This is a genomic window from Streptomyces sp. NPDC054796 (assembly GCF_053611545.1).
In genome coordinates this window covers 274553-296450 of sequence record NZ_JBSHAO010000001.1, presented here as the reverse complement: position 1 = coordinate 296450, position 21898 = coordinate 274553, and the positions used below count along the sequence as shown (strand labels likewise).

At 63.2% G+C, this 21898-nt stretch carries 15 protein-coding genes and 1 pseudogene; 4 read left to right on the top strand and 12 right to left on the bottom strand.

What is annotated here, in order from left to right; genetic code table 11:
- Positions 1-290 precede the first annotated feature (290 nt).
- Entirely contained in the window at positions 291-1046 is a 756-nt protein-coding gene (locus ACWGJ2_RS01310) for a DUF2637 domain-containing protein (RefSeq protein WP_453343826.1), read from the top strand.
- 83 nt (positions 1047-1129) lie between these two features.
- Here the strand turns inward: ACWGJ2_RS01310 and ACWGJ2_RS01305 are convergent.
- Positions 1130-1416 (bottom strand): annotated as a pseudogene (locus ACWGJ2_RS01305) (IS5/IS1182 family transposase); the annotation flags it as partial.
- A 212-nt stretch (positions 1417-1628) separates the two neighbouring features.
- On the opposite strand from ACWGJ2_RS01305, the gene ACWGJ2_RS01300 reads away from it, so the two are divergent.
- The gene (locus tag ACWGJ2_RS01300; RefSeq protein ID WP_453343825.1) at positions 1629-2300 is read left to right on the top strand and encodes a M15 family metallopeptidase; all 672 of its coding nucleotides are present in this window, start codon (positions 1629-1631) and stop codon (positions 2298-2300) included.
- Positions 2301-2407: 107 nt separating this feature from the next.
- On the opposite strand, the gene ACWGJ2_RS01295 is transcribed toward ACWGJ2_RS01300, so the two are convergent.
- The 11 genes from ACWGJ2_RS01295 to ACWGJ2_RS01245 form a co-directional block, all read right to left on the bottom strand.
- A complete protein-coding gene (locus ACWGJ2_RS01295; protein ID WP_453343824.1) occupies positions 2408-3700 on the bottom strand; it encodes an MDR family MFS transporter in 1293 nt (430 codons plus the stop codon).
- The gene (locus ACWGJ2_RS01290; protein ID WP_453343823.1) at positions 3697-4341 is read right to left on the bottom strand and encodes a C39 family peptidase; all 645 of its coding nucleotides are present in this window, start codon (positions 4339-4341) and stop codon (positions 3697-3699) included. Before ACWGJ2_RS01290 ends, ACWGJ2_RS01295 begins: the two co-directional genes overlap by 4 nt.
- Before the next feature lie 49 nt (positions 4342-4390).
- A complete protein-coding gene (locus ACWGJ2_RS01285; protein ID WP_453343822.1) occupies positions 4391-5323 on the bottom strand; it encodes a D-alanine--D-alanine ligase family protein in 933 nt (310 codons plus the stop codon).
- 16 nt (positions 5324-5339) lie between these two features.
- Positions 5340-6374 carry an alanine racemase gene (alr, locus tag ACWGJ2_RS01280; RefSeq protein WP_453343821.1) on the bottom strand — a complete coding sequence of 345 codons (1035 nt, stop codon included), beginning with the start codon at positions 6372-6374 and terminating at the stop codon, positions 5340-5342.
- 2 nt (positions 6375-6376) lie between these two features.
- A complete protein-coding gene (locus tag ACWGJ2_RS01275; RefSeq protein WP_453343820.1) occupies positions 6377-7681 on the bottom strand; it encodes an ATP-grasp domain-containing protein in 1305 nt (434 codons plus the stop codon).
- A gap of 1102 nt (positions 7682-8783) precedes the next feature.
- Complete coding sequence (locus tag ACWGJ2_RS01270) at positions 8784-9992, bottom strand: serine hydrolase domain-containing protein (RefSeq protein WP_453343819.1); 1209 nt, start codon at positions 9990-9992, stop codon at positions 8784-8786.
- Positions 9993-10049: 57 nt separating this feature from the next.
- Positions 10050-11459 (bottom strand): condensation domain-containing protein, encoded by a 1410-nt coding sequence (locus ACWGJ2_RS01265; protein WP_453343818.1) that lies wholly within the window; start codon positions 11457-11459, stop codon positions 10050-10052.
- A 14-nt stretch (positions 11460-11473) separates the two neighbouring features.
- Entirely contained in the window at positions 11474-14728 is a 3255-nt protein-coding gene (locus tag ACWGJ2_RS01260) for a non-ribosomal peptide synthetase (protein WP_453343817.1), read from the bottom strand.
- A 202-nt stretch (positions 14729-14930) separates the two neighbouring features.
- Positions 14931-15602, bottom strand: coding sequence for a transposase (locus ACWGJ2_RS01255; protein WP_453343816.1), 672 nt, complete (start codon positions 15600-15602; stop codon positions 14931-14933).
- Positions 15603-16421: 819 nt separating this feature from the next.
- A complete protein-coding gene (locus ACWGJ2_RS01250; RefSeq protein ID WP_453343815.1) occupies positions 16422-18359 on the bottom strand; it encodes a KedN5 family methylcobalamin-dependent radical SAM C-methyltransferase in 1938 nt (645 codons plus the stop codon).
- 99 nt (positions 18360-18458) lie between these two features.
- Positions 18459-19238, bottom strand: a complete 780-nt coding sequence (locus ACWGJ2_RS01245) for a class I SAM-dependent methyltransferase (RefSeq protein ID WP_453343814.1) — start codon at positions 19236-19238, stop codon at positions 18459-18461.
- Positions 19239-19831: 593 nt separating this feature from the next.
- On the opposite strand from ACWGJ2_RS01245, the gene ACWGJ2_RS01240 reads away from it, so the two are divergent.
- Entirely contained in the window at positions 19832-20902 is a 1071-nt protein-coding gene (locus ACWGJ2_RS01240; protein WP_453343813.1) for a glucose-1-phosphate thymidylyltransferase, read from the top strand.
- The gene (gene rfbB / locus ACWGJ2_RS01235) at positions 20887-21852 is read left to right on the top strand and encodes a dTDP-glucose 4,6-dehydratase (RefSeq protein ID WP_453343812.1); all 966 of its coding nucleotides are present in this window, start codon (positions 20887-20889) and stop codon (positions 21850-21852) included. The genes ACWGJ2_RS01240 and rfbB overlap by 16 nt, the downstream gene beginning before the upstream one ends.
- The last annotated feature ends 46 nt before the right edge of the window (positions 21853-21898 follow it).

The following is a 21898-nucleotide window of genomic DNA, read 5'->3' as shown; positions in this document are numbered from 1 at the left end:
GGTGCCACTGGTGTGGGTGAGTCCGAGGTTGATCAGTCGGCGGATATCGAGGGCGGTGGCTCGGGTGTGGAGCCAGGTGTCGTTGTTGATGGTGCCGCGGTAGCGCAGGCGCCGGTTGCCGTGGTGGACGAGCCGGGGAACGGACTGCGCATGACCTTCGCCGACGCCAAAAGGCGGTGCTCGCCGGAGTCCGGCCAGCACCGCCTGTGGGCTTACTGTCTGTGTCCGAGGGGGGACTTGAACACTACGCCCACGCCCTGGCCCGCTCGACGCGGCTGGAGGTGGGGTGAATGGCCCGCTCCACGGGTTCCTTGGCGACTGGACAGTTTGGGTCTGCGCCTCGGAAGGGGACGCCGGGGGCGCTGGAAGCGGTGGGTCAAGCTGAGAGAGCGGCGCCACGCTGCGCAGGGTTCGCTGCGACGGCTGAGGTGTGGGTGCGTCGCTGCTGTGCGGTACTGGTCGCGGGGGTGGCGGCGTACGCGTCCTATGTTCATCAGCGACATTTCGCGCTACAAGGCGGTGCGGACGTGGCTACGGCGACGTTCTGGCCTCTGTCCGTCGATGGCCTGCTTCTGCTGGCGACGCTGGGACTGCTGAATCCGGCAAGGCATGTGGGGCGACGGCCCCGAATTTTGCTGTGGGCGGCGTTCTTCCTGGGCATCGGGGTGTCCCTGGCGGCCAACATCGCCGCAGCTCCGAACCTGGAGTGGAAGCCGGTACTCGTCGCCGGGTGGCCACCGGTCGCCCTGTTACTCGCGGTCGAACTCCTCGCCCACGGGGCACCACCATCTGTTGCGGACACCGAGCAGGCCGAGTACGACACGCCACCCACGTTCTGCCGTCGACAGACATACAACGACCCGCTGGTCGAGCAAGCCGCAGCCAAAGACGCACATCACCGGAAGCTGCACCAGCGGCCCATCTCGGCTGAGACCCTGCGCAAGGAACTCCACGTTGGTGCCAAGAAATCACGCGAACTTGTCGCCCTCCTGCGGGCCAACGGCTCCTCTCCGCTTGAATCCGAACATACAGGATCACATGACTGAATCATGGGCTATATGGCATGGGCGGACGTGTATCTGCTCCCCGCGTCACGGGCCCCTCGGCTACATCGGCCGACACACATGCCGTAAGAAGAGGAACCGGCGAGATCGTGCGCGCGGCCGGGCAACGCCGGTGAGATCCATAGCAGCCGCCCGGCCAGGCCGGTCACCACCTGCTCATTCGCCCAGCGTCGGCAGTGCTTGTGGGAGAAGTCGGCTCGGCCCTCGCCGACCTGGTTGCGTTCCGCCAGACAGGGCACGCTGGTGCGGCGGAAGTTTGCAGCGGTGGTAACCCTCGCGGGTGACGATGACTAGGGTGACCCACTCGACCAAGGCATGGTGGCAAGTCGAGTGCGGCGGGCTTGGAGGCCAACAAGGCTCCTGTGCCGGCGAGTCGAGACGTCGAACGCACCCTCAACTGCACAGGAGCCTTGTCCATTGCGGGCGGCTGCGTTGTCATCCAATCAGCGGCCATACTGGAAGAGCACAGTGACAACGCTCAGCAACCAAGGGAACCCGGATCCGCTTCACCGCGCTGTTACCTGGAAGCTTTGCCACTTCGACTATATGAGAGATCATCGTGCCATGAGTGAGATCATCTTGATGTCAGATCCGACAGTCGCTTCCATTCTCGTAGCAGAATGCGGTGAACCTCTTGTAGACGTCTGCGGCTGCACCTCCTTACTGGTCGATGCACGTAAGCATGACGCGAACAGTGCTTTCGCGTACCTGCGGAGCAGCCTGCTGGAGCGACTACTCAAAGCCCAGGAGCTGCTTCCGCAAGACGTGCGGCTCCTGTTCATCGAGGGATACCGACCACTACCCCTTCAGCGAGAGTACTTCGAGAACTACGCTAATCAGTTGCGCGTCAGCCACCCTGAGTGGACTGACGAACAGATCCAGTCAGCAACGAGTAAGTACGTATCACCGCCAGCTATTGCTCCACACAGCGCCGGAGCGGCCGTCGACCTGACTTTGGCCGATTCCGATGGGCACGAACTGGATATGGGTACCGCAGTGAACGCCGACCCGGAGGAAAGCGAGGGTGCTTGCTACACCGAGGCCGCCAACATCAGCGAGAAGGCCCGCGCCAACCGAAATCTGCTGGGCTCGGCGCTAAGCGCCGTGGGCCTGGTGAACTACCCCACTGAGTGGTGGCATTGGTCCTTCGGGGACCGCTACTGGGCTTTGATGACCGAGAAATCCACAGCACTCTATGGGCCGAAGGAAATTACCCTGCCTGACTGGCCGTCATGAAGCAGTGACCCTCACCCCATCAAGAATCTACTGTCAAGCGGTTGATGCCCGCGTTCAGCCAATCGTGACCTGAACGCCTAATCCACAGAAACAGGAACATCAACAAATCATTTCGCTACGGCTTGCTCACTCGGGTCAAGTAGAGCATTGAGGCGAATGGCTTGAGCGCGAATCTTTGGCCTGAGCAGCCACTGACCGGTGGCTGCGCCGAGACACAGCAGTGCGCAGATAGTCCACAGCGGTACGGGCCCCCATTCGAGCAACTGGGTTCCCACGAGGGGCGCGGTGAGCATGGCGGTGGACCACACCATGCCGTACAGGCCGTAGTAGCGTCCACGCAGCGAGGCTGGAGCGAACGAGGCAATGACGGCCTGGTTCACCGAACTGACAGCTATTTCACCGAGCGTCCACAGTGCCACGGTGAGGGCGTACCCGATCGGTGTCGACACCACAGCGGTGCAGCCGAAGCCAAGGCCGAGGGTAAGGATTCCACCGATCAGCACGCGACTGTGGTCGCGCCGCGTCAGCAGAGGCCCGGCAACAGGTTGCACCGCCACGATGACGATTGCGTTGACGGCCATCACATACCCGAAGGAGGAGGCTGAAAGGCCATCCAGTTTCATGGCAAGGGGCAGGGTCGTCAGGGATTGGCAGAAGACGATGCCGTATGCGAACCAAGAGCCCAGGTAGGCCAGGAGCAGCCGGTCTTTTATCACGTCCATATAACGGCCAGGTCGGGTCGCAACCGGCGCCTTTTTTGAACCGGAGGTACCAGTGGACCTCCAGACCAAAATCCCAGCCGCGGCACACGTCACGGAATTCACCCAAAAAAGCCAGGTGAAACCATGACGCACAAGGGAGCCGCCAGAAACCATGGAGAAGGCGTATCCCAGATTCACCGCCCAGTATAAAAGCCCGTACGCTCGGGGCCGCTCGGCTGCGGGAAATAGGTCGGCGACGAGTGTGGCGGAGGCTGGCCGATGCATATCACCCATGACCCCAACGAGCAAGACGAACACAGCGATCCATGCAAGGTGGTCGACCGCACCGAGCAGGAACAGGAATACCCCAGTGCCTACCATGCCGGCAGTCATTGTGACGCGATAGCCAAACCGGTCGACGAAAAACCCTCCACATAACTGGGAGATGACACTGCCGAGCCCGGAAACAGCCAAGATCACCCCGACCGTCGACAATGATACGTGGCGCTCCTCGGACATGTAGTACCCGAGGTAGGGAATAACCATGGCGCCAAGTTGATTAACCAGTGTCGCAGCCCACACTGCCCAGAACGTCCGATTGAGGCCACCGTTCCACTTCCTCCATAGAGCGGTGAGACGGCTTCCGGTCACGCGCGGAGACGCCGCTCTTGCCGCGGCGTCATCCGGTTGGGAATTCATCGTGCCGACCCACCCTCTGCGGGTGGATACAGGACGACCCCCCGGCCGGCGAAGAACCGCTCGAAGTCGGCTGCCGCCACCCGAGCATATTCCTGGGAAGACGGATCAGTTCCCGAAGGGTTGTTGATGTATAGCGCCTCTTCATCTGTATCCACAACGAGCACCAGGTGACCCCCACGATCGGGCGCCGCCCTTGTGGGACGGCGGATGTCAGGATGCACGGATGCCATGACGAGGCACCCGGATACCGTGGCGTCCCGGATGTCACGCAGAGAAAGAGCAGCATGCGTTTCAGCGACGATCCCGAAGCGATCTTTCACGTAGAGACAGAACGGATCGTAGATCAGCCCGATTAGTTGATCATCGCGCATGATGTACCCGCCTGCAGCCAAGCATTCCTTGGCCAAAACTACGGTCGGCCGGGTGAACCCCAACCAGTAATCAAGCGCCATGTTCAGGCACGCCATACCGCAGCAGCGCCAACTCCAGTATTCGTACTCATCAATCGACTGGGCTCCCGATTGCTTCCATTTCGTGTCATCACGAGCGCTGGCCGTTCCACCAATAATCGCGCCGACGAGGTGATGGGACTCCCATTGTGCGTAGAAGGGGACCCTGCGTTGGGTCAACGGGCCTTTCAAGGGGCCTCCTTCAGGTGGTGCAGACGGCTGCGGGTCTGAAGATTGCGTGTCACGGGCAATAAGCCGGCCGGTCAGAGGCGCTGTTCAGGATCGCCTCGATCATGGCCTGGTAACCGAATCCGGCGGCCTCGGCCATGGCCGCAAGGTTGCCCTGATGGGTCAGACCGGGAACAGTGTTCACTTCCAGCACCACTGGTCCTGCCTTCCCCATCATGAAATCGACTCTTGCCACGCCACGGCACTCACACACCCGGAAGACCTTCAAGGCTAGCTCCCTGATGGATTCGGCCGTCTCCTCGGCAAGCGGAGCCGGGCAGAGATAGGTCCGGAGACTGGGGTCGGACTTGGCGTGACTGTCGTAGAACCCCTTGTGCGGGATCGCCTCGAGGGCGGGTAGTGCCTCCAGGCGCCCCTCGATCTCGAGGAGACCTATCGTGAGGGTGTTGCCTTGAAGAAGCGGCTCGACGAGGTACTCCTGCGGGGCAAACTCCTCCACAGAGCCAAGTAACTGCACCACTTCACGCGTGCTTCTGGCAATTCCTGCAGCCAGACTCTCCCCACTGGAGGACGGCTTAACGAACACTGGCAGTCCCAGCTCCTCGACTGCGGCTCTGATTTCCACATCGGATGATCCAGGCCGCAGAACCGCCCATGGCGCAGTTGGAATACCTTCCGCCATCATTAGTTTCTTGAACGTGGGCTTATGCATACCCAACGCACTCGCCAGCACCCCGGAGCCGGTGTACGGAATACCTTGAATCTCCAACATGCCCTGAACCTTGCCGTCCTCCGCGAACCATCCATGGCCCGCGATGAAGGCGACCTCGTACTGGCCTATCTCCCGCCAGAAGCCCTTGTCGGACATGTCAATAAGATCAGCCTGATGCCCCAAGTCAACGAGGGCCTTCTGGGCGGCTTCACCAGAAAGATAAGACCCGTCCCTCTCAGGGCTGGGGCCGCCAACGATCACACCGATATGCATTCCCTGCTCCTCATGTCTAGTGAGTGAATCGACGTCGAACACGGCGGGGGTCAGCCGTTAGCCCTGTGGAGATTTCAAGATTAGTGGCACCAGCCACCTTGGCGTGGTCCTCAAGAGTAATTCCGTCGCCGACGATCGTTACCGTTGTTCCGGTCGGAACGTCTCTTTCGAGACCTACCGCGATGGCGTCCATTGATACAACACCAATCACCGGAGCGAAAGTGTTCCCGACCAGAATCCGAGAGCCAGTCAGCCGTTTACTGAAACCGTCACCGTACCCTACTGGGACGATCCCCATACGCATACGTAAGGGAGCAGTGAAACTGTCTCCGTATCCGACGCTATCGCCCGGCATAAGAATTCTTGTCTGCGCCAGGTAACTGGTCCAGCGTAGAGCTGGCCGCAGCCCAAGTTCCTCAGGTGTGGAATCTTCAAACGGAGATAGGCCCAGGATCGCCGTACCACAGCGAACTGCGTCGAGGTGAGTACTCGGGAATCGCAGGGTTGCAGCACTGTTGGCGATATGCCGGGGAATGTTCGGCATATCTGCGCTCCATTGCAGAAACCGTGCAGTCTGTTCTTCGGTATGACGCGGGTCCGAATACGCCCGGGCGAAATGACTAAACACTCCCACTATGCGGTCAGGTAGCCTTTCGGGGGGTTCCGACCAGCCCCAGCGGTTCATCCCGGTATTCATTTTCAAGTGAATATCCACCTGTTCGCCCAGGATGGCAATACTCTCCTGGTTATACGCAACACACTCCAACCGAGCTTGTCGGGCCTGTACAACTTCTTCTCGCGTAACAGGTCCCAAGACGATAATTCGGGCAGCCGGGAAGAGTTTACGGAGCGCCGTTCCCTCGCCAGCGGTGGCGACACAAAGGCCGTTCGCGCCGGCCCGCATGGCAGCTGCCGCGGTAGCTGCTGCGCCGTGACCGTAGGCGTTCGCCTTGACTACGGCCCAAAGGGCAGCCCCGTCCGCCAACTTGACCAGTTCCTCGACATTGCGTTCCACTGCAGTCAGGTCCAAAGTGACCTCTGCGCGATGCATCGTCAGTCCGAGGCACTCGCACCAGAGGGCTGGTACGAGAACGTCGCAGGTGATGCCAAGTGGTCCGCCAGGGCCAACAGGTGGTCTGCCGACTCCGCCACGGCTATGACCCGAGCCACGGTCCCACTCTTGGTGCCGGACTCCCAGGCGGGACGGTCCCCAACGCTATAGGGCAGCTGTACATCCCGGACGGCAGGCAGGGCCAGCAGTTCCTCAACCGAAGGCGCACTACTGATCACCACATCTGCAGCCGGGGCTTGGGGACAGCAGAACGCTGTACTCTGCCGCAGACTCCCGCGCATCGGAACGGGACGACCGGTTGCCACGGCAGCCATCGCTTGAACGATGTCGTAGCCGTAGCAGTGGTGCAGCATCTCGGTCGTACCGCCTCCGATGCGACTGTTGACCTCGATGATCCGAGGGCCCTCTGCCGTCAGCATGATCTCGGTGTGCACTGCGGAGTTGGTGATGCCCACCGCAGACACTGCTTGAGAAGCGCACTGGAGCAAAAGCTTCGTCCGGTGGTCCGGGAGGACGGAGGGCATGATGCCGCCGTTCTCACGGAATGGCTCCGACAAGGGCATCTTGTCGGTGACTCCGAGATGGTGGATCACGCCATCAGCCACGAGGGATTCAATACTGACGTAGGTTCCGTAGCGTGCGTCCTCGTGCCAGTTCTCACCTATCAGAAGCTCTTCCAGAACGAAGTGCAACTCGCCGGTCCCGCGAGGATCCATCGCGTAGCGTCCGGAAGCCGTGTCCCACAGCTCTTTAAGGTCTGTCTTATCCGTCACCCTGTATGTGGCCATGCTGCCGACCCCTGCCGCCGGCTTGAGAATTGCGGGCGTCTTTACGTGGCCTATCGCATCCTGTAAGTCAGCGAGGGAATACACAGGGGCAAAACGAGGTACGGGTACGCCTGCTTTAGCAAGCAACTCCCTCTGCATCTGCTTGTCCCGCAGAGCAGGAATGGATTCCGGGGAGTTGGCAGGAAGCCCCAGTTGCAAGGCGGCGCCGTGTACTACATCCACACCCAGTTCACTGAACCCCAGAATCCCATCGGGGTGCCACGTGCGCGCAAAATCTACGATCTCTTGAAGTGCGTCTTCCTGACTCGACAAGGCGGAGTTTTTGCAGTACGCATCAAATAAAACCGACCGATCCTCATCTTTCTCGGTCTGCCCACTGGCTACCCAGAGCACGCGGACTTCGTACTCATCGCAAAGCCTGGGAAGGAACCACTCGGGCAAGGGCCCTCCTGGGCCGTCAAACAGAACAATCTTCGGACGCTCCAGCATTGCAGGCATGAAGGACTCCCCCTTGGCGCGGTCGCATCGAACAATTCAGCAGATACCGAGGATGGGAAGGAGAGACACCAATCACTTGGTTCTACTGGGCACATTCAGCCATCCCCCGTTGCGAAAGAACACTCTAAGTGCCCATTGAATCAATCGCAAACCGATTCATCGACCATACGGGCTACTGGCCAATTCCTGACGGGTCACCCATCGGTCGGCTTTGCAAGCGTGGGGATATATTCAAGCCACCGCCGTGCAGAGGCGGCGGTAAGCCGATGGCGGACGCAATGAAAGTTCGCGCTGTCCCGCTGGTCAGTAGTCAAAACCGGCTAACCGACTCGGTGCGTCCCGAGCTGCAGGTGTTTGACGAGAACTACTCACCCCTATAGGTGAAAACAAGCCAGTCCGTGAGCCTCAATCGCCTGTTCTTCTACGCACACCCCAGCACCGGCCTCCGGTGTCGCGGTCGTCGGGGAGGCGGTTCTGGGCTGGGGCCGTTAGCGATCACATACATCGTTCTCCTTGTGCTCCTCTGTTCAGCGGTAACAGGCGCTGTGGGCAACCCTCCAGGGCTTTGTGCCGCGGCTTCACAGCGCGGCAGCCTCGGGTTCCTCGCCCGCGTCGGGAGCGGCCGAGGAGGTGATCGACGATGTCCGCGGCGGCGCGGCGTGCGCAGACCGGAACCGAATCCCCGGAACGGGGACAGTGCTCGGGAGGCGGTCTGCGGGTTCAGCCTTGGCCCGCTCGGCGCTGATGGGCCGCCGCGCGGCAGTGCCGTCACCGGGGTTGAGCTGGCGCAGACCGAACCCCCTCTCGATCCCGGCGGCACTCGGCCTGCGCGCGGTCGAAGTCCTCAGTGCGTCACCGGTGGACTCCGCGCAGCAGACGCGGTAGCGCCTCCGCGGCCGGCGGAGCCGGGCTCCAGATCCGCCCAAGGTGACTGTCGTCGTCCCTCGGAAACGCGCCTCAATGGCCGCACCCCTCGGATACCACGCTGCCGGCCCCGACCGTGGTCCGTGCTTGTGCTTCCACCTCAAGCCGGACAGCCAGGACTGGCCGACGCCCGAGGGGGCCGCTCTGCCGCCGGTTCCGGCATTTGGGTTGACGGAGGTCAGTCGTCGATCGCCTGGTATGCGGCCGTCCAGAGGTCGACAAGGGCCGGCAGATCGAGCCCGTCCTCCCGCTGGATCATGAAGATCGTCGTCATGCTCTCGGCAGGGTCATTGCACCAGGCCGTACCGTACTTGCCGTACCACCCATAACTCCCGGCCGACGGGCCGAGGTTGGTGCGCCGGCCGCGGACCTCCATCCCGAAACCCCAGCCGAAGTCTGCGAAGTACTCCAGCGGCCACATCCACTTGGAGGCCGCCTTCTGCGCCGGTGTCAGGTGGTCGCTCGTCATCAACGACACCGACGGCCGCGACAGGATCCGCTCGCCGCGATGGGTACCGCCGCTGAGCAGGGCCGAGGCAAAGGCCAGGAAATCGGCGGCGGTCGAGACGAGCCCGCTGGCGGGCGCCTTGAACGTTGACGGTCGCTTCCGGATGCCCTCGAGATCTTCTTCGACGAGCTCGTCGGCGACTTCGTCGTACACGTACGCGGACGCCACCCGGTCGGCTCTCGCGTCGACCAAGCCGAAGGTGGTGTCCTTCATCCCCAACGGCTCACAGATCCGTTCACGCACCGCGTCTTCAAGGGACATGCCGGTGGCGCGCGTGATGAGCAGGCCCGTCGCGGTGGGGCCGGTGTTATACATCCAGCGCTCACCCGGCTGGTGGACGAGCGGGAGTGTGCCGAGTCTGCGGAGCCATTCGTCCGGTGACGGCTCAGGAGCGCCAAGATCGTCCCCTTGCTCGATCGCATTCAGCGCGTCGCAGATCGGGACCCTTCCCGGCTCGGCCAGGATCGTGCCGGTGCCGATGCGGCAGGTGAGCAGGTCCCGCAGTGTGATCGGGTGTTTCATGGGAACGGTGTCGTCCAATGGCCCGTTCGGATCGGCGAGCACGGTCATGTTCGCCAGTTCCGGCAAGAGTGCGTCGACCGGGTCGTTGAGGCGGACCGTGCAGTCCTCGACGAGCGTCATCGCGCAGGCGGCAACGATCGACTTCGTCATCGACGAGATGCGGCAGATCGAGTCGGCTGCCATCGGTTTGCTCGCGCCCACGCCCTCGAAGGCGAGATTGCCCACTGCCTCGATACGAACCTCACCATGGCGGGCGACGACGGCCGCCGCACCCGGGCTGTAGCCGGCGTCGACGCGGCGCTCAAGCACGTCTCGCACGCGGGTCAGCCGTTTCTCCGAGAAGCCACTCTTACGCACGTGATCCCCTTACTCATCCATGTTGTACGTAACGACACGAGATGACCGCGCGCATCCTCACCAAGAGAATGTCCCGGCGATTGCTTTGTCAATCACTCTGGAAAGGTAATCCGTTACCTCAGTAGCAGTTGCCACATCAAGTCGCGTGCGATCGTATTCGAATACACCAGCTATACTGTTGTCCCCCATGAACTCGATGGACAGCGCTGTCGGAAACAGGCCGGAGACGGGGCTGTCGAATTCCAGAACCGGTGCGGCGGGCGGGTACCCCGACGGTGTGGGCATCGACCGTTGGACTCCGGTGAGATCACGGGTTCCCGTCGAGCTGTTCTGCACCACAAACAGAGCACTCGCCGCGGGAAGCTCGGGAAGGATTTCGATGAGATCGTTGCGCGGCACGTCTTGGCGGTCGAATGCCTCGATACAGCCCTCCCACAACGCTCCCATCGGCCTCTTCTTCTCGGGTGACCTCTCGATCGAGCCGAAGACGGGGACCAGGTTCATGAACAGGCCGACGCTCCGGCTGAAAGCACTGGACACCCGGCCGGACATGGGGGACCAGACAGGGGCGTCGGGCGACAGGAGGCCCTTCTCCTCAAGGGCTGAGCGATAAGCCGCAAGAAGCACCATGTACAGGGTCAGGCCCAGCTCATCGGCACGAGCCGCAACCTTCCTGCTTTCGTCGGTATCCCAGCGCAGCGTGATTCCACCGAGGTCCACAGGGTGAGGGCGCGGACGCGTGTCGGCTGGGCTGTTCAGGGCTTTCGGATACCGCGAGCGGATAGCGAGGGCGGCCTCCTTTGCCCTAGCGACCCTGCGGGCCGACTGCCGCTGGGCGAATTCTCCCTGCTGGCGCGGGGCGGGCGCGTCTCCGGGCTCGTTGTACGCCTGGCACAGATCGTCCCACAGGACTCCGAGCGAGTATCCGTCGACGACGGAATGATGCCATGACAGGACGAGAATGTGCGTGTTGTCGCGGCCGAGTACGAGTTCGGCACGAGCCAGGGGGCCGCTCGCCAAGTCGAAGCCTTCGGCTCGGTGACGGCCGACGGTCTCGCTCCTCGTACGTTCATCGATCACGCCACCACGGATGACGAGTTCACTCGTCCTCCGAGTCACCTTCTGGCGCCATCCGCCGCCCCTCTCGCTGAAGACTGTACGGAGAGCGTCATGCCTGTACTGCAGCTTGCGCCATGCGGTGCGTAGGCGCGCCGGGTCCACGAACCCCTCGAGTACGAAGAGCTGGTGGATTCCCGCACAGCGGCTGTGCGGGTGGGCACGCGCTACCTCAAGAATTTCTTCCTGGAACGCGATGGTCGGAAGCCACTCGTTCTGCTCGCATTCTCCGTCCTGCGTCAGAACGTCTAGCAAATTCTGTTCTTCTTGCTCAGAGAGCCCCTTGAGAATGTCCTCAATCTCTTCATCGGAATCGTGATCAATGTCGCGCGCATCCTGCGGTCCGGGCACGATTCTTCTCCTAGTCAGGACGAGGAGTCGACATCAGACGGCGAGATGAGCGAGTCAGCGAACTGCTCCACCTTGACTGCGAGGCCGCGAATCGTCGGGTTCTGGAAGAAGTCGACGATCGTCAGCGGTACGGAGAACTTCTCCACCACCCCTCCGACGATTTGAGCGGCCTGCAGGGAGTTTCCGCCGAGCTCGAAGAATCCGGCATCGGGGTCAGGGTTACGGATCCCGAGGGCGGGTCCGATGAGCTCTTCGGCAAGGCGCCTCTCAGTGGACGACAAGGCGTACTCGGCCTCACTGAAGTCGTCGGCCTCCTGGTCGGCGAGGACTTCTTCCAGAGCCGATCGGTCGACCTTCCCGTTCGGCGTCAGAGGCACGTCGGCAAGAGGAATGAACCTCCGCGGGATGGAGTAGCCAGGAAGCCGGTTCGCAGCCTCTTTCCGTAACGCCACCGCATCCGGCCCTGTCCCTTCTGCGGCAGGGACGACGTAGGCAATCAGGCTCCGACCTAGCGCGGGGTGGTCGAGAAACTCCACGCACACCCGCTCGACGCCGTCGATGGCGCTCAGGACCTGCTCGATCTCGGACAGCTCGACGCGGAACCCATTGACCTGGACCTGGCGGTCGTTCCGACCGTAGAAGTCGAGATTTCCGTCCGGGCGCCAGCGCACAAGGTCACCGGTCTTGTAGACGCGTTCGCCTACGGCCGGTACGGAGCGGAAGCTGCGGGCAGTAAAGGCCGGTTCTCCGAGATAGCCGTCAGCGAGACTGGGGCCCGCGATGCAGAGTTCGCCGATGGCTGCGGGTGGCAGCAGTTGGTCGTGAGCGTCCAAGATGTAGGCGCGCAGGCCGGGTATGGGCCGTCCGATGGGCGGCGAGGTGTCCCACCGCCCCTTGCACCGCATTAGGGTAACTCCGACAGCCGTCTCGGTCGGGCCGTAACCATTCCAGAATTCCCGGCCGTTCCGTGTCCACTCCTCGACGAGGGAACCAGGGAAAGCTTCGCCTCCGACGGAGACGATACGCAGGTCGGGGTACTCTCCCCCGAGCCGCGGCATGAGGGCAGGAGGCAACTCCGCGATTGACACCTTTTCCTGCCGCATGAAGTCCGCCAGAAGTTCCGGGTCCCGCCGCTGTTCAACGGTAGCGATACAGATCGTGGCCCCCGCGTACAGGGTCGCGAGAACTTCGAACACAGAGACGTCGAAGCTCGGCCGGGCGAAGGCCAGGACCCGATCGTCGGGCCGCGTCTTGAAAGCGGTGCCGAACTCGTGGCAGAAGTGCAAGCACGCATGCTGGCTCACCGCCACCCCCTTCGGCACCCCTGTGCTGCCGGAGGTGAAGATGACGTAAGCGCAGTCATCGGGGGTGGGAAGCGTCTGCTGGGCCCAGCCCACGCCCACGCGCGGAGCACGCTGCTCGGCTCGAGGCTCAATGACCGGAAGGGAGTCACCGACCAGCTCGCGAGACAGTTCACAGCTCGCGTCCGTGCCCATCACCAGGGCGGCGGCATTGGTCTTCTGAACGATTGAGGCGAGCCGTGCCGCCGGTGCTTCGATGTCGAGCGGAACGTAGGCGGCGCCCACCATGGACGTCGCGAGTACGGCGCTCACAGCCACCGGGCTTTGGCTGCTCAGAAGCAGCACACGCGCGCCCTGGCCCACGCCGTGGGCCACCAGGGCATCGGCGATCGATCGTGCGTCGTCGAGGACCTCTTGGTAGGTGTAACTGTGCCCGCCGTAGCGGACCGCCTCACTGCCCGGCCTGCTCGTAGCGTGCTGATAGACCGCCTCAAGGACTGTCGCGGCGGTGCTCCTGGTTGAGTTTCCTCCGCTTGCGAGGCGGGCCAGCGTGTTGCTCTGGCGGTCGGTCACAATGCTGAGGCGGTCGAGCGGTGTTCCGTCGTCCTGGGCGGCAGAGCGGAGCAGTTCGCGCAGCGAGTCGATGAAGCGCTCCAGGCTCGCTCGGTCAAACAGGTCGTCGCGGTAGGACGCGATGAGGTCCAAGCCGCCCTCGCGTTCTCGCACTACGAAGGAAACATCCACGTCCATGGCGCTGGGATACACCTCTTCCATGGCCATCCGACATTCCCCGAGATCAACAGCGGGCAGGGCCATCTCGCTGTTCTCGTACCCATACTTGAGCCTGAAGATGGGGCTGGCCCCGGGCGCACGGGGGTTCATGGCGCTCGCGATCTGCGAGAACGGAAGGTCGCCGTGCTCGACTGCCCGGGAGACACGCGTGCGTACGGTCGAGAGAAACGCTGGCACCTCCGCGGCAGGGTCGATGCTGAGCGAGACGGGGAGAACGTTCGAGAAGGCGCCGATGACATCATCGAACTGCTTCCCCGGCCGGGTATCGCCGGTCCAGCCGATAGTGACTTCGTCCTGCTGGTTCCAGCGGGACACCAGTAACGCGAGGAGTCCGAAGACGGCTGTCGGCACATCGGCGCCCACCGCACGCCCGATGTCCCCGAGTGCGGACGTCACGCTGCTGCTGGCTACGTCAGCGCTGATCCGGGCAGGGGGGAGACGGCGGAGCCGACCATCGTTCTCCCTGTCTCGCCGAGGGTGGTCGAGCGGTAGCGACACGCCGCTGTAATGGTTCGCCGACCACCACTTCCTGAGAGTGTCGCCGCGTCGGCCGAGCATCTCGCACTGCCAGTGACTGAAGTCGGAGTAAGACAGTTCAAGCTCCCTCCCCGCCGTCGTCGACTGGTAGGAGGCGGCTACCTCGCGCATGAAAATGGGGACGGACCGGGTGTCCCAGGCAGCTTGGTGAATTGTCCAGACGAGCAGATGCTCGTCTTCCGAGCAATGCACGAGCGTCGCGCGCGCGAGGAGCTGGTCCTCCAGCGTCAGAGGATGTGCGGATTCAGCGCGAAGGACCTCGCTCAGTACACTGTCCGGTGCCGAACCGGTGGCGTCGACAATGCGCACGCTGACATCACTGCGCCGCCCGGTGTCATTCCGCAGTTGCAGCGCAGCGAGCGCGGACTGCCTGCTGACGGTTGCTCGCAGTGCCGCGACCAGCCGGTCGTCGTCGACTTGGCCGTGCAGGGCGAACCGGTGAACAAGGTTGTGCTCGGACGGGTCGACCCCCATCTGTTCCCGGAACCACATCTGTTCTTGCTGTGCGGACCAGCGTGGCTGTCCGGGAGGCGCGGCCGTCACGGGTGGCACCTCAGAGACGTTGCCGCGGAGGTGCGCCGCAAGAAGCTTTCGCCTCTCAGGAGACAGACCGGCCACTTTCTCGGACAGGTTCGACAACGCATACCTCCTGAAGGTGATCTCACGGTGGCGCATTCAGTGGCGTGGGGCGACCAAGCCGTGTAGCCGTTGCTGGCTCGGAGCTTTCCGGGGCCGGCACACTGTCGCCGGTCAGCAGCATCGGCCACGGAGACCGTCATGGCCGGGCAGCAGCCTGCCGTGGCCAGCCACGACGTGGGTCTCCGGGCCACGTTGGCCTCGATCAACCGGAGTGGGACCGAGCCTCGTCCTCCCTTTTCGCCCGCATCATCGCGGCATCGACCACAGCCTGGGACCAGTCGCTCTGCACCTCGGTGTCCAGCTCGTCGAGCAGCGCGCATTGCAATCGCGGCCACACGCCAGCCTCGGTCCACTGGCCGAAGCGGCGTTGTGCCGCATGAAAGGCCACCCCGAACGTCGGTGGTAAGTCCTGCCAAGCGCATCCGCTGGTCACCACGTACACAATGGCGGTGAACACTGCCCGGTCCTCAGCGGGGGACGTCCCTCCTGACCGCGGAAGATCCCGCAGCCGCGGGATTATCGGCTCCGCCAGCATCCATAACTCGTCCGGCACCAACCGCTGCGATAACTGGACGATCCCGTCGTCCTGCCACTCCACGCGACCAGGTAAGGCGCTCTCGAGCCTCCATTTGGTGGCGATCACGGCTATTTCGACCCGGGACCCCACACCGAGCTTGAGCATGATACGCGCAACATGTTCGCGCGCCGTCCTCTCTGATATTCCCAACTCCATGCCAATACTGCAGTTGGTCTTACCAGTAGCGACCAGCTGGAGAACCTCCATCTCACGCGCACTCAAGGAGGATATCCCGCGTCGCAGTTCAACGACCTCGCCACACGGCTTGAGTTCACACATCGTGACAGCGTCATGCATTCTTTCCCCTCTCGCTAGGGACAGTCGTCGACCGCTTCTTGCGCCGCGGCCCATTTGTACGCACTGGCTGCAAGCAATCATGAAAGCGTTACAAATTTAGTCGGACAGGGGGCCTCGCTGCCCTTCGGGCAGCAGTGGGGTCGGATCGAGGCCGTACGTCCTGAGAGACCGCAAACGCCGCCCACCAGGGCAGTGACCACGCCATCAAGCGCGGCGCGCGATGCGTCTTCGGCTCACGCGGCAGTGCCGTTCAACACCTTCGGGTATTCTGCACAACCGCAAGACACTCTCACCACGAGGTGTTTCCTGACTGAATTCAAGCACTCGCAGCGAGATCCGCATCACCGGAACTCCAGTCGAGGGCTTCTTCTGTGAATTCTCCAGCCGCCACGACGGACGAGGGATCGAAGACCTCATTCAGAGATTCCTAGCTCACGAACACTACTCTCCTGACGATTCACCAACTTGACGTTGATCGACTCTACGCAGTCATATGTCCTTGGGCAACCCCGGGTATGTATTTAGGAGGGCGGATGGCTAATTCTCAGTCATGGCCGGACGGGCTGCATGAAGCGGTTTACGGGGATCGAAGCACGGGGTGCCACACGGGGATCGGCACTGCAGCGGCACCACCGCAGCGGGGGGAGACGACCCTATGCTCCCGCTGGTCATGAATGTGTTATGCATATAACAACGTGAGTCGACGTCCACCCCAGCGGCCACCGAATGGGGCTTGCTGGAGCGGCAACGGTTTGACGTTGGAGCGTGATCACGCCACTGCAGCAGGCGAAGGTCTGGCCGAATCGGACCCTGAACTCGTCAGGATGCCTCCGGTACAAGATCCAGGGGTTCCGGTGCCGCGGGAGCCGGGGACTCCAGTGCCAGTGGTGTGGCCGTCGCGAAGTAGTGCGCCCCGGTCTCATGGTTGTCGAGGTGCAGGTAGAAGCCGCGCCGCGAGCGGAACTCGTACGCGGTGGGGTTCGGCTCAGGAGGTGTCAACACGCCTGCGGCAAGCTGCTCATAGGCGGCGACCACATCGAACGGAAACCTCGACAGCTCCTCGCTCACGTAAGCGTCACCGCTCTCGTCCAAGCACCAGCCTGCCGGCATGTTCGTCCCCGGCGGCTGGTAGACGGGCCGGGCGAGGCGTTCGAAGCGGTACAGGTGGGGCCCGAACTCAGCCCAGGCAGCGGGCAATCGCGGAACGACGCGCTCGATCCACCAGCGCTCGACTTCGGCGTCGAGATCCGGATCGGAGTACAGCATCCGATGACCGGCGGCAACGGCCGGCGACTCGGCCAGCACGGGGAACGCTTCACGGAACGCCACGACGGAAGGATGCTCGGAGTCGTCGATCCACTCCAGCAAGGAGTTGATGACCTGCGACTGCGTCATCCCGGCAAGCAGCCTGGCCGGGTGCCACAGCCGCTTGAAGTACTGGTTCTCCCCCAGGATGCGGGCCAGGAACATGAAGCGTTGCATCGCGAAGTTCTCGGCGAGGTTCGCACTGCGGCTGGCGAGCACGTACTCGAAGTCGTCCGACTCACCGCGCACGGTGACGAAGCCGTGCAGATCCCGCTGGTCGCTGTAGTCCGTGTTGGGCAGCAGGAGCAGCGGATAGACCGCGATGCGGGGCACCTTCTCGGCGATACGGTCGTAGCCGTCGAGGAACGACTCGACGGTCTCACCAGGCGCTCCCCAGATCAACTCGACGAAGGAATCCATGCCTTCGTCGGCCAGCCATTGGGCGAGGTCCTGCCACTGGTTGAGCTTCATGTTTCGCCGCCGCATGTCGGTCAGCGCCTCGTCAGAAAGGGTCTGCAGGGCGAGCGTGAAGGAACTCTTGAAGCCGTTCTGCTTCAGGGTGCGCACGATCCGGTGGAAGCGCTGGGACTTGTTCTTGGCCCAGTTGGCCTCCAGTGAGGTGGGAAAGCCGTACTTCTCGTGGATCTTCAGGAGATCCTCGGTGAACTCCTCGTCGGCTTCGAGCATCCCGAAGTTCGCGTCACACAGAAACACGGTGGGGACCTGGTGGTATCCGAACAAATCAAGCTCGGCGGCCAGACGGTCACGAGAGAAGGAACGAACCCGCTGGCCGGTCGCCCCGCCCCAGTAGCAGAAGGAACAGCGGTAGGGGCAGCCGCGGTTGGTTTCCATCAAGGCGAACTCATAGGGGAAGGTGCCCTTCTCGTCGAGCAGGGGTATCGCACCGGTGAGGAACGGCGAGGGGATGATGTCGAGATCGTCGATCCTGGCCCGTTCGGGCGTGGTGGAGAAGTCCTGGCCGGATGTGCGGTACGAGAGTCCGGAGACGGCCGCGAGAGCGGGGGCGCGCCGGTGGGCGAGGACGGCCGCGATCAGTTCACGGAAGGTCAGTTCGCCCTCGCCGTTCACCACGATGTCCACGTCCGGGCATTCCCGGAACACCTTCTGCGCCTGGTGGCTCACGTGGTTCCCGCCGAAGACTGTCAGTCCATCGGGCTTGAGCTGCTTGTGCACGTCTGCCAGAAGGGAGAAGTTCCGGTAGTTCCAGCCCACCACGGAGAACGCCAGCACGTCCGGGACTTCCTCGTTGAAGATGGCCCGCGTCATCTCGTTGACGGGCCAGCCACCGCGCATGTTGTGGATGCGTACATCGACTTCGGGGCTGATGTCGGGATCGGCGTCAAGCACCGCTTTGAGATAGCCGGCCGCGAGGGGCATTGAATCAACGGGAAGGTCCCAGGCGCTCTGCTGCACCAAGGCGATCTTGAGCATGTGCAGTTGCCTCCATAGCTGAAGTTCATGAGATGTATCGCGGCACCCGGGCGACCTCTGCATCCGGGGTGTCTCCCGCTGTGGCAGGACGGAGGCCGCTCAGGCGTTCTTGGTGGCGCGCAGGCATCGGCAGGCCACCGGCAGATCGATCGTTCTGCCCCCCGACAGACCCAGCTCTTCGCGTACGTACGCAGCCACCTGTTCGTCCACGGCGCTCCGGGCGTCGGCCGGCAGTGCGATCGCGCTGGCGTCGGTGCCAAGGAGCCCGACGATCTCCTCCGCAGTCACCGGCTTCGACCAGACCATGCGCATTTCGGTGAGTGCGGAGAACAGCGACCCGGTGGGCGGATCCGTCGCCTCCCTGGTGGGCGCCGCACCAATACCCGCCGGCCCCTCCGCGGCAGCACGGGCACGCAGGTCGCGCGTGAAGCGGTCGAGTTCGGCCACCCAGGGCACGGAGAGGTCCCGGTGGTTCCACGCCACTCCGAACGTCCCGCCGTCGCGGAGCACCCGCGCGATCTCCGGGACGGCCCGTTGCGGATCCAGCCAGTGCCAGGCCATGGAGATCAGCACCGCGTCAGCCTGGCCGTCCGGCAGCGGAATCTGCTCGCCGGTTCCCGACAGGAGCCTCGCGTCCGGGCAGTTGCGGCCAAGAGTCTCCCGCATCCGCGGATCGGGTTCTACCGCGATCACGTGTTCCACGCGATCGAACAGGCTTCGGGTCAGCGCACCTGTGCCGGCTGCGAGGTCGACCACCGTCTTGCAGCCGTCCGGGACGAGCCAGTCCACCGCTGCCTCGGGCAGTCCGTGTCGGAATCGGTCGTAACGCTCGACGATCTCGCCGAAGAACAGTCCTCTGGTCACGCGCTCCGGAGACACGTTCACTCCTCTGGCCCCTTTCCTGTTTCCTCACTCGCTTGTCGACATGCGTCGAGAGCTAAGACGGCCGTTCCGGCTTCCTTTGCGGCGACTTTCCTTGAGATGCACAAGAATGCGACTTCTGTTCATTGCCTGAGAATTGACCGTTGCCACCAGATCAATACTCCACGTCGAGTCACTGCCTTGCCTACTGGCTCTTCCGCCAAGGGGGACTCGCCGCCGCCACTCGACCGATGCATCTTTCGCTCGAAAGGTCAAGAATGAGCGCATGAAACTTTTTGGCGGAAACTCAAGGGGTTCGTGACTATTCAGCACGTCACTGCTGGTCAGCGTCCTAAAGGAGGGAGTCTCAAGTGTCTCTGGACAGCTTTTTCCGGGCGCCTGCCCACAATTTCGGACACAACTCAGATCCCCATCGGGCCAGGCTGTCCTACACTGAGGCGCACCGCCGGATGCCGCCCTATCCGAAGGTGACGTAGCGCCCGAGTCACTGTTCCGTTTGAACTCCACCATCCTGCCGTTCGACAACGGTGAGCGCCCCGGCCGGTGGCGAAGTGAGAGTCAGCCCAGGAAAGCGGAAAGGGAGAGATGAAGTGAAAGCCTTGGTCCTCGCCGGAGGTTCCGGAACCCGGCTGCGGCCGATAACGCACACTTCGGCCAAGCAACTGGTGCCGGTGGCGAACAAACCTGTCCTCTTCTACGGCCTGGAGGCTATCGCCGAGGCCGGGATCACCGACGTCGGCATCGTGGTGGGCGACACCGCGCAAGAGATCCAGCGCGCTGTCGGGGACGGATCGGCCTTTGGCCTGAACGTCACCTACCTGCCCCAGGCAGCGCCGCTCGGCCTGGCGCACGCGGTACTGATCGCCCACGAGTACCTGGGCGAGGACGACTTCGTCATGTACCTCGGAGACAACTTCCTGATCGGCGGCATCTCGGACCTGGTGGAGCGGTTCCGCAGGGAGCGCCCCGCGGCCCAGATCATGCTGACCAAGGTCGCCGATCCCCGTGCGTTCGGCGTGGCGGAGCTGGACGCCGAGGGACGGCTAATCAGCCTCGAGGAGAAGCCCGCCGAGCCCAAGAGCGACCTGGCACTGGTCGGGGTCTTCCTCTTCACCGCCGCGGTGCACCCGATCGTGGCGGGCCTGACCCCGTCGGGCCGCGGCGAGCTGGAGATCAGCCAGGCCATCTCCGGGCTGATCGACACCGGTCACCCAGTGGCCACGACGATCACCGAGGGCTACTGGAAGGACACCGGCAACGTCGCCGACATGCTGGAGGTGAACCGGCTCGTCCTAGAGGCAATGGAACCCGACCTCGCCGGCGCGGTACGGGATTCGGAGCTGATCGGCCGGGTCACGGTGGCGCCCGGTGCCGTGGTGCGCAACTCCCGCATCGTCGGTCCGGCCGTCGTCGGACACGGCAGCGTGGTGCAGGACTCCTATCTGGGGCCGTTCACCTCGGTCGCCGAAGGCTGCCAGATCATCGACAGTGAACTGGAGTACTCCGTCGTCCTGCGCGGAGCCGCCATCCGCGGGGTGCGGCGCATCGAGGCATCCCTCATCGGCCACGAGGTGGAGGTGACCCCGGCTCCTCGGACGCCACGGGCGCACCGTCTTGTCCTCGGCGATCACAGCAAGGTGCAGATATGCGCGTACTCGTAACCGGCGGCGCCGGCTTCATCGGATCGGCCTACGTGCGCGAGCTGCTCTCCGGAGCCTACCCGGGCTGGCGGGACGCCGAAGTGACCGTGCTCGACCTGCTCACGTACGCGGGCAACCTCGCGAATCTGGCACCGGTGGACAACCGGTTCACCTTCGTACACGGCAATATCGGCGATCGCGCCCTGCTGGAGAAGGTGGTGCCGGGGCACGATGTAGTGGTGAGCTTCGCCGCCGAGTCCCATGTGGACCGATCGATCGAAGGAGCCGCCGACTTCGTACAGACCAACGTGCTCGGCATGCAGAGGCTCTTCGACGCTTGTCTGGAGGCCGCGGTCGGACGCGTCGTGCACATCTCCACTGACGAGGTGTACGGCTCCATCGGCTGCGGATCCTGGGACGAGACCGCGCCCCTGGCCCCCAACTCTCCCTACGCCGCGTCAAAGGCCAGCAGCGACCTGCTCGCGCGTTCTTACCACATCACTCACGGGCTGCCCGTGATCATCACCCGGTGCGGCAACAACTACGGGCCCTACCAGCATCCGGAAAAGGCTATACCGCGTTTCGTGACCCGGCTGCTCACCGGTGGGACGGTACCGCTCTACGGGGACGGCACGAACGTGCGCGACTGGGTTCACGTCACCGACCACTGCCGGGGAATCCAGATCGCCGCCGAACGGGGTTCGGCCGGCGAGGTGTACCACATTGCCGGAACCCACGAGCTGACCAACAACGAACTGACCGACCGGCTCTTGACCGCCTGCGGAGCGGGCTGGGACAGGGTGGAGAAGGTGCCGGACCGGCCCGGCCACGACCGCCGCTATTCCCTGACCGACACGAAACTGCGAACCCTCGGCTACGCGCCCCGGGTCTCTTTCGAGAAAGGACTGGCTGAAACCGTCCGCTGGTATGCCGAGAATGCCGCCTGGTGGCGTAAGGCGGGACCGTGCTGAGTACCCCTCACAATCCGGCCAAGTGCACTACGGACGCACTCAAGTG

What these genes read in the sequence shown, in the direction of transcription:
- ACWGJ2_RS01310 (WP_453343826.1), top strand. Translation starts at nt 291, where the DNA reads ATGGCCCGCTCCACGGGTTCCTTGGCGACTGGACAGTTTGGGTCTGCG.
- ACWGJ2_RS01300 (WP_453343825.1), top strand. Translation starts at nt 1,629, where the DNA reads ATGAGTGAGATCATCTTGATGTCAGATCCGACAGTCGCTTCCATTCTC.
- ACWGJ2_RS01295 (WP_453343824.1), bottom strand. Translation starts at nt 3,700, where the DNA reads ATGAATTCCCAACCGGATGACGCCGCGGCAAGAGCGGCGTCTCCGCGC.
- ACWGJ2_RS01285 (WP_453343822.1), bottom strand. Translation starts at nt 5,323, where the DNA reads ATGCATATCGGTGTGATCGTTGGCGGCCCCAGCCCTGAGAGGGACGGG.
- alr (WP_453343821.1), bottom strand. Translation starts at nt 6,374, where the DNA reads ATGCATCGCGCAGAGGTCACTTTGGACCTGACTGCAGTGGAACGCAAT.
- ACWGJ2_RS01275 (WP_453343820.1), bottom strand. Translation starts at nt 7,681, where the DNA reads ATGCCTGCAATGCTGGAGCGTCCGAAGATTGTTCTGTTTGACGGCCCA.
- ACWGJ2_RS01255 (WP_453343816.1), bottom strand. Translation starts at nt 15,602, where the DNA reads ATGCATGACGCTGTCACGATGTGTGAACTCAAGCCGTGTGGCGAGGTC.
- ACWGJ2_RS01250 (WP_453343815.1), bottom strand. Translation starts at nt 18,359, where the DNA reads ATGCTCAAGATCGCCTTGGTGCAGCAGAGCGCCTGGGACCTTCCCGTT.
- rfbB (WP_453343812.1), top strand. Translation starts at nt 20,887, where the DNA reads ATGCGCGTACTCGTAACCGGCGGCGCCGGCTTCATCGGATCGGCCTAC.